Source organism: uncultured Acetobacterium sp. (genome assembly GCF_927416815.1).
Taxonomy (GTDB): domain Bacteria; phylum Bacillota; class Clostridia; order Eubacteriales; family Eubacteriaceae; genus Acetobacterium.
This window is the reverse complement of record NZ_CAKMJU010000086.1, coordinates 1-8,622: the sequence shown is the minus strand read 5'-3', so window position 1 is coordinate 8,622 and position 8,622 is coordinate 1. Positions and strand designations below refer to the sequence as shown.

At 44.2% G+C, this 8,622-nt stretch carries 5 protein-coding genes and 1 rRNA gene; 5 read left to right on the top strand and 1 reads right to left on the bottom strand.

The window, feature by feature from the left end; all coding sequences use genetic code 11:
* From QZ998_RS12025 to QZ998_RS12005, 5 genes are all read left to right on the top strand, one after another.
* On the top strand, window positions 1–918 hold a 918-nt coding region (locus tag QZ998_RS12025), incomplete at its 5' end, for a sugar phosphate nucleotidyltransferase (protein WP_296560913.1).
* A gap of 16 nt (window positions 919–934) precedes the next feature.
* Entirely contained in the window at window positions 935–2,047 is a 1,113-nt protein-coding gene (gene glgD, locus QZ998_RS12020) for a glucose-1-phosphate adenylyltransferase subunit GlgD (RefSeq protein WP_296560911.1), read from the top strand.
* Window position 2,048: 1 nt separating this feature from the next.
* A complete protein-coding gene (glgA, locus tag QZ998_RS12015; RefSeq protein ID WP_296560909.1) occupies window positions 2,049–3,464 on the top strand; it encodes a glycogen synthase GlgA in 1,416 nt (471 codons plus the stop codon).
* 7 nt (window positions 3,465–3,471) lie between these two features.
* Window positions 3,472–5,355 (top strand): glycoside hydrolase family 13 protein, encoded by a 1,884-nt coding sequence (locus QZ998_RS12010; RefSeq protein WP_296560907.1) that lies wholly within the window; start codon window positions 3,472–3,474, stop codon window positions 5,353–5,355.
* Between the two features lie 150 nt (window positions 5,356–5,505).
* Window positions 5,506–7,932, top strand: coding sequence for a glycogen/starch/alpha-glucan phosphorylase (locus QZ998_RS12005; protein WP_296560905.1), 2,427 nt, complete (start codon window positions 5,506–5,508; stop codon window positions 7,930–7,932).
* A gap of 596 nt (window positions 7,933–8,528) precedes the next feature.
* Here QZ998_RS12005 and rrf read toward each other — a convergent pair.
* Window positions 8,529–8,622: ribosomal RNA gene (rrf, locus tag QZ998_RS12000) — 5S ribosomal RNA — on the bottom strand; the annotation flags it as partial.

The following is an 8,622-nucleotide window of genomic DNA, read 5'->3' as shown; positions in this document are numbered from 1 at the left end:
GGCGACGGATCGGCCTGGGCGCTCGATCAGATCCAGGGCGGTGTCCATATCCTGCCGCCCTATATGGGTCAGAAAGGCGGCCGATGGTATTCAGGTACCGCTGATGCCATTTATCAGAACCTCGACTTCATTGACCGCTTTGATCCCGAATATGTATTGATCCTTTCCGGCGATCACATTTATAAGATGGATTATTCGCACATGCTGGCCTTTCATAAAGAAAAGGAGGCCGACCTGACCATTGCGGTGATGGATGTACCCTGGGAAGATGCCCATCGATTTGGCATTGTTAATACCGATGAGGAACATTGCATCAAGGAGTTCCAAGAAAAACCGGAACACCCCAAAAGCAATAAGGCCTCGATGGGTATCTATATCTTCACCTGGAAAGAACTAAAAAAAGCCCTCCAGGATGATGCCGGAAACCGGGAATCTGAACATGACTTTGGCCATAATGTGATTCCCGCCCTCCACGAGAGTGGCAAACGGATTTTTGCCTATCCCTTCTCTGGCTACTGGCGCGATGTCGGGACGGTTCAAAGCTATTATGACGCCAATATGGATCTTTTGGATACCAACTGTGATTTTGATCTCAGCGACCGAAGCTTTCGGATCTTTTCCAACAATACCAGCCGTCACCCCCAATTCATCGGCCCCCAGGCCAAGATCACTAACAGTCTGATCTGTGATGGTTGTATCATCTTTGGCAAGGTTGAGAATTCGATTTTATCCCATGATGTCGTGATCCATAAGAAAACCAGTTTGAAAAATGTGATCGTACACACCGGAGCGATCATCGAAGATGGCGCTATTTTAGAGAATTGTATCGTCGGAGCCCGAGCCAGAATCAAAGGTGATGCCCGCTATATTACCGACCCTGCCGACGCAACTCCTGAAATACATGTCATCAATAACTAAAAAGGAGTAAGGAAAAATGAAAAATGCTGTTGGACTTATCTTAAATATGGATGGCGAGGATGATTCCTTAAAAGGTTTTCTTCAACATCGTAGCCTGAGCACCCTGCCTTTTGGCGGACGTTATCGCCTCATCGACTTTACCCTCTCCAATATGGTCAATTCCGGTATATCTCATATTGGTGTCATTGGCTCGCATAAATACAGTTCCCTGGTGGATCACCTGGGAACCGGTAAAGAGTGGTCGCTGAGCCGAAAAACTCAGGATCTTTCGATTCTTTCCGGCTCGAATAATTACCATATTGGACGGCTGATCAAGGTTAATCTGCGCAATCTTCAGAACAACCGCGGATATCTGGACGCCACCGCTGCCGAACATGTACTGATTGCCACCCCTAACCTGGTCACTACCTTTGATTTTCGACATGCCTATGATCTGCATTTAAAAAACGACAGTGATATTACCCTGATTTTTAAAAAGGATGATCCCCTGTATCACCTCAAAGACAATGATCTTTACCTGGAATTTAGCAAAAATCGGGTCAGCGGTCTCCATTATAAACGTGAACACACCACCGGACATTTTTTCACGGAAATGTTTTTTGTTAAAAAAACCGTTTTGGAAGAATTGCTCGATCTCAGCGAGCGCACCGGTGATTGGGATTTAATGGATATGATTAAATACAATATCGATACCCTCAAGGTCTTCGGCGCCCAGCATAGTGGTTATATCAAGCGGGTAAACTGCCTCGAAAACTATATGAAAGCCAGCATGGATCTGCTGGAATACGATATTATGCAGGAGCTATTTCTGGGTAAAAATTCGATTCACACCAAAATCAAAGACAACCACCCGACCCTTTATAACGATCCCGCTCAGGTTTCCAATTCGATTGTCGGCAGCGGCTGTACCATCGATGGCATCATCAATCACAGTATTATTTTTCGAGATACCCAAATGAACATTGGCTCACATATTCAAAATAGCATCATCATGCAACGGTGTGAAATCGGGAGAAATGTTAATCTGAACTATGTGGTCATGGATAAGGATACTAAAATCAGTGATCACACAACCTTAGTGGGCAAACCCCATGCTCCGATTGTTTTAAAGAAAGGCACGGTAATTTAATATGTTAAACGTCCTATTTGTTGCTTCAGAAGCTTATCCTTTTTCAAAAAGCGGCGGCTTGGGAGACGTCCTCGGCGCCCTGCCAAAATCATTTCCTGAAGATGTCAATGCCCGGGTTATTCTTCCCTATTACAGCACCATTCCAGAAGAGTTGCGACGGAAAATAAAACCTCTCAAGCATTTTCAGATGTGGATGTCGGATACCCTCCATTATTGTGGTCTACTAACCTGCGAATACGAGGGGGTTACTTTTTATTTTATTGACAATGAAGCTTTTTTTAAACGCCCCTCGCTTTATGGTTATTACGATGACGGCGAACGGTTCAGTTTTTTTTGTCGAGCCGTGCTGGATTCCCTGCCCCTGCTGGATTTTATACCAGATATTATTCATTGCAACGACTGGCAGACGGCAGCTGTTCCCTATCTGATCAAACATCAGTATCGCCGCGCTTTTCCCAATACCAAGGTGGTTTTTACGATCCATAATATCCGCTATCAGGGGGTTTATGGTTTTCACGATATCAGCCCCTATCTCCATCTGGGCTTCTTACCCTCGGACCTGGAATTTTACGGAAGAATCAACTTGATGAAGGGGGCTCTTTACGCCGCTGATTTAATTACCACGGTCAGCCCCACCTATGCGAAAGAACTAACTGATCCCTATTATGGGGAGGGGCTGGACGGCGTAATCCGCCATCTCAATCAACAGGTGGTCGGGATTATAAATGGCATCGATGAGTCGATTTATAATTCAAAAACTGATCCGGCCTTATTTGTTCCCTTCGACAATCCCGAAAAAAAGAAAGCGGATAATAAGAAAGCCTTGCAGGAGTATCTTGATCTGCCGATCCGGGGTGATCTCCCGATGGTATCGATGATCACCCGATTAGTTGAACAAAAAGGGCTGGATCTGGTTTCCAACGTGATCCATGAAATTTTGCAATTGGATCTGCAGCTGGTGATTCTGGGGACTGGTGATGCCGTTTATGAAAACCTATTTCGCAGCATCGCCTATAACTACCCCGATAAGATGGTGACCATCATCGATTTTGATGAATCACTGTCAAGAAAGATTTATGCTGCCAGCGATTATTTCCTGATGCCCTCGAAATTTGAACCCTGCGGCATTTCTCAGATGATCGCGATGCGTTATGGAGCTGTTCCGATCGTTCGGGAAACAGGCGGTCTAAAGGACACCGTTAGCTATTATAATACCAAAACAAAAAAGGGTAATGGTTTTAGCTTCGCAACCTATAATGCCCACGACATGCTTTTCACAATCCAGGATGCCGTGTCGCTATATCACAACGCTCCGGCAGATTTTAAAAAACTGGTTAAAAATTGCTATAACAGCCATTTTGACTGGAAACAATCAGCCGATGTTTACCTTTCATATTATAAAAAATTGATGGAGTGATAAGCTTATGAAATTTCGTCATCATTCATGGGAACTGGAATTTCGCAAACCCTTTGGAGCACTGCCAATTGGCAGTGCTGTCACCTTGCGGGTTTATGCTACCGAAATTGAAAAGTTAAAGTTACGGACTTGTTTTAATGACCAGGAAATTTTGCACCCCATGATCAAATCCCGGGAGTCCAATTTTTGGGAGGTCACCCTGGATATGCCGGTGATTCCCGGGATCCTCTGGTATGATTTCAGTTTTTGCTCCCGGAACCGAGCCTATGCCTATGGCACCCTGCATGACCATCTAGGTGGTGAAGGCCGAATCTATGAAACAAAACCACCTTCCTATCAAATTACGGTTTATGATCCTAAGCGGCAGTCTCCAGCCTGGTATTCTCAGGGCATCATGTACCAGATCTTCCCGGATCGCTTTAATCGTGGCGCCGACTTCGATCTTGCCAACTTCCGTCGGGATGCCATCTTACATCCCAACTGGAACGATACCCCCCACTATTTCCGTGAAAAGGACGGCGGCATTAAATACTGGGACTTTTTTGGTGGCACCTTGGCAGGAATCACCGAAAAGCTCGACTATCTGGAAAGTTTAAACATTACCATTCTTTATCTGAACCCGATTTTTAAATCCCGCAGTAACCACCGCTATGATACCGGCGATTATATGACCATCGACCCGGCGCTGGGTACCCAGGAAAGCTTTGAGACGCTCGCCTCCGAATGTAAAAAACGAGGGATCGCGATTATCCTTGACGGCGTTTTCAGCCATACTGGTGACGACAGCTTGTATTTCAATCGTTACGGGAATTATCCCGGTGTGGGCGCCTATCAGTCGAAAGATTCCGACTACTATCCCTGGTATACCTTCATCGATTATCCCAAAACCTACACCTGTTGGTGGGGAGTTGACTCAATGCCCAACACCAATGAGATGCATCCTAATTTCCAGGCTTTTATTTATAAAAACAAGGACAGCGTCATTCGTCACTGGATGAAATCAGGGGCTTCGGGCTGGCGGCTGGATGTCGCTGATGAACTGCCGGATCCCTTTATCGTGGGTCTAAAAGAGGCGATGATCGAGGAAAATCCTGATAGTATTTTAATTGGTGAAGTCTGGGAAGATGCCTCCCGAAAAGTGGCCTATGATGAACTGCGTAGCTATTTTTCCGGATATGAGCTGGATGCCGTGATGAACTACCCCTTCCGTGAGACCTTTATCGACTTTGTTCTAGGCGATAAAAGCTCAAAGCTGGCCGCTCGGATTATGATGTCGCTTTACGAGCATTATCCCAAAGATCAATTTATGGGTAATATGAATCTGATTGGCAGCCATGACCGTCGGCGGATCCTTAACGTGCTTGGTGAAGCCTATAAACATCTGGGGAACCATAGCCATAACACCTATCGGCTGGATGATACCCAATATGCGCTCGCCGTAAAACGACTAAAGTTGCTTAGTCTGATCCAGTTTACCTTCCCTGGTGTCCCCTGCCTATACTATGGCGATGAGGCCGGTGTTCAGGGCTTTGAAGATCCCTACAACCGACGAACCTATCCTTGGGGCAATGAGGATCAGGATATCCTTTCCTGGTATCAATTAATCACAAAATTGCGCGCTGATTATGCGGTCTTTCAGAACGGTTCCTGGAAGCCCTATGAAGCCAGCGACGATCTCTTCGTATTTGAACGGCGAAATGAAGATTCCCTCTGTTTTTGCCTGTTTAACCGCAATGCCAAAGCAGTTCACTTGTTTAAACACCCCGATTTTGCCGGATGTCAGGGTTTGGATCTGATCTCTGGAGAAGCCATTTCGCTCAACCCGATTGTCCTGCAACCTCTTTCTTACGCCATTGTTATGGTCACCCCTGGCACCTGTCAAATAATTTAGCCGCTCCACCTTAAAAGGATTGCGATTACCCGCAATCTTTTTTGTTTTATTTTAGGAATAACGGGTAAAAAGATTCTAGTAGTGACTAGTGCTTTTTTGTCTAAAAATGAATTCTTGATTATCAAAATTAGTTTATTGAAAGGAAACCTCATGAAACCATCACAACGCCTGAAAGAAATTGAAGATTTTAAATCTTCATATATAAAAAAAATCGAAGAAGTTTCCGGCGAATATCTTGCTGAGTCATCGGTACTCGATCAGTACCAGGCTTTAGCTGAAATTGTCATGGATAAAACCGCTTCCCAATGGGCTAAAACAAGATCACAATATGACGAGGTTCCTCACAAGCGGGTCTACCTGTTTTCAATTGAATTTTTAATTGGCCGGCTACTAAAATCCTATGTCAATAGCCTGGATATGGAGGAAACCGTCAAAATTGCCATGACTGAACTAGGTTTGGATTATCAGACTATTCTCAATCAGGAGGCCGATCCAGGCTTGGGAAATGGCGGTTTAGGGCGACTAATGGCCTGTTTTCTGGAATCGTCTGCGACCCTGGGTTTACCCTTTCACGGCAATGGCATCCATTATAAGCACGGCCTTTTTGAGCAGAAGATTATCAACGGCGAACAAGTTGAAGTCGCCGATAATTGGCTGCGGCACGGTTATCCCTTTGAAATCAGAAAAGCCAATGAGTCGGTTGTTGTTAAGTTTTATGGTAATCTCCGTTCTGAGAAAATCAATGGTGTGCTGACCTTTGTTCTTGAGAATTATGAACCGATTTTAGCGGTGCCCTACGATATTCCCATCAAAGGCTATCATAATAATACCGTGAATTCGCTTAGGTTATGGAGCGCCGAACCGGTCGAAGAGTTTGATTTGCCCAGCTTCAATGAGGGTCAGTTTCTTGATGCCGTCCGCCATAAGTCCGGAGCAGAAGCGATTACTCAAATTTTATATCCCAATGATAGTAAGTTTGATGGTAAACAACTGCGCTTGAAACAAGAGTATTTTTTTGTCTGCGCCGGCTTAAAACGGATGGTTACCCGCTTCAAACGATATAATAACAATTGTCTGGATGAGTTTGCCGACAAAATCTGTATCCATATCAATGATACCCATCCGGCCTTGTGTGGCCCTGAACTGATGCGTATTTTTATGGATGAGGAAGGTTTAAGTTGGAACGATGCCTGGAAGCTTACGCTTAACTCGCTGACCTTTACCAACCACACCGTACTTCCGGAAGCGCTGGAAAAATGGCCAGTGGATATGATGAAGTTTCTACTTCCACGGATCTATATGATTATCGAAGAAATCAACCGACAATTCCAGGAAGACTTGCGGCTTAAATCAGGCCTCAATGAATTGCAGATCGATTCCTTATCAATTATACAGGATGGTCAAATCAATATGGCCAATTTGGCTATTGTCTGTTGCCACTCGATTAACGGTGTTGCAGCGCTTCATAGTAAAATCTTGAAAGACGAAACCTTTAACGGCTATTATCGATTATTTCCAGAACGTTTCCATTCCGTCACAAATGGGGTCACACCCCGACGTTTTCTGATTAACAGTAATACCGGTCTAAGAGATTTAATCATCGAATCAATCGGCACGGATTGGATCAATAACCTTTTTGCTCTTGAGAAGCTAATGGATTACAAGAATGATCCACTCTTTATCGACCGGTTTAATCAAATTAAACTGGATAATAAAATCCATTTGTCAAATTATATTAAGGAGCATACGGATATCTCGGTGAACCCGGAATCTATTTTCGATATTCAGGTCAAGCGAATTCATGAATACAAAAGACAACTCCTGAACGCCTTGCAGATTCTCCATTTATATAATCATTTAAAAGCAAACCCTAATATTGAAATTGTCCCTCAAAGCTTTATCTTTGCTGGCAAAGCGGCACCCAGTTACTATTTTGCCAAGGAAGTCATCAAGTTCATCAATGCTATTGCTAATCTTGTTAATAATGACAAAGCTATCCGGGATCAAATAAAAGTTGTCTTTTTAGCGAACTTCAATGTCTCGCTTGGGGAAATCATCTATCCTGCTGCCAATATTTCCGAGCAGATCTCGACCGCCGGAAAAGAAGCCTCAGGTACTGGCAATATGAAATTTATGATGAATGGCGCCATTACTCTTGGTACCATGGACGGAGCTAATATTGAAATCCATGAAGCCGTTGGTGATAACAATATTATTACCTTTGGATTATCCTCCGATGAGGTATCACATTTCCAAAAACATGGCGGTTACAGTTCTGTTCAAATCTATGAAAATGATCATCGCGTTCAGAGAATAATGAATCAACTTATTGACGGAACATTTGGCCATTTAGACAATTTCCAAAGCATCTATGACTCGCTACTTTTGTATAATGATACATATTTCGTCTTAAAAGACTTTGACTCATATACAAAAGCTCAACACCGTATCAACGAACTTTTTAAAGACAAACAGAAATGGTTTGAAATGTCTCTCAGCAACGTAGCCTACTCCGGCCTTTTTTCCAGTGATCGTGCGATTCTGGAATATCAAAAGAATATTTGGAAGACACTGTAGATAAAACACCCTCCTTTCCCCTCAATTTGGAAACAGAACCTAAATCAGTGATTTAGGTTCTGTTTCCACCAACAACTATTTTTGAAATTACTGCCGTTATACGCGCTCAAGCGGCACTTCGGCGGAGCTCGCGCTGTGCCTTCGTCGCGTCAGTCGCCAGATGGCTCCTTCCTAAAAAATACAAATAGAGCGGTGAAAGAACAAATAAATTTGCTCCTTCACCGCTCTATTTATATTTTTCGCCGCATGGCTCGTTTTATCGGATCGTAGTTTCCTCGGGTTTGTTTAACCCTTAGTTGGATCAAACCCTCGTCAACTGCATTCTTTTTTGCACCTTTGCTTCGCTCTGCTCATAATCACTGCCGGCTTACTCGCTCATGCGGCACTTCGGCGTAGCTCGCGCTGCGCCTCAGTCGCCAGATGGCTCCTCGTAACATTACTGCTGTGAAATGAAGCCGTGCAACTCCGTCTCCGCTCCGCTGCGCCTGCGTTTGGGGCTTCGCCCCATAAAAAAACAGATATATGAACATTGATTTTCAAGTGAACTTGAATCAATGTTCATATATCTGTTTTTTTGCACGGCTTCATTAAAAAAAGTCCCGCAATGTCCTATCCTCCCAGGCAGTTGCCCACCAAGTACTTTCGGCGCTGGAAGACTTTACTGCTGTGTTCGGTATGGGAACAGGTGTG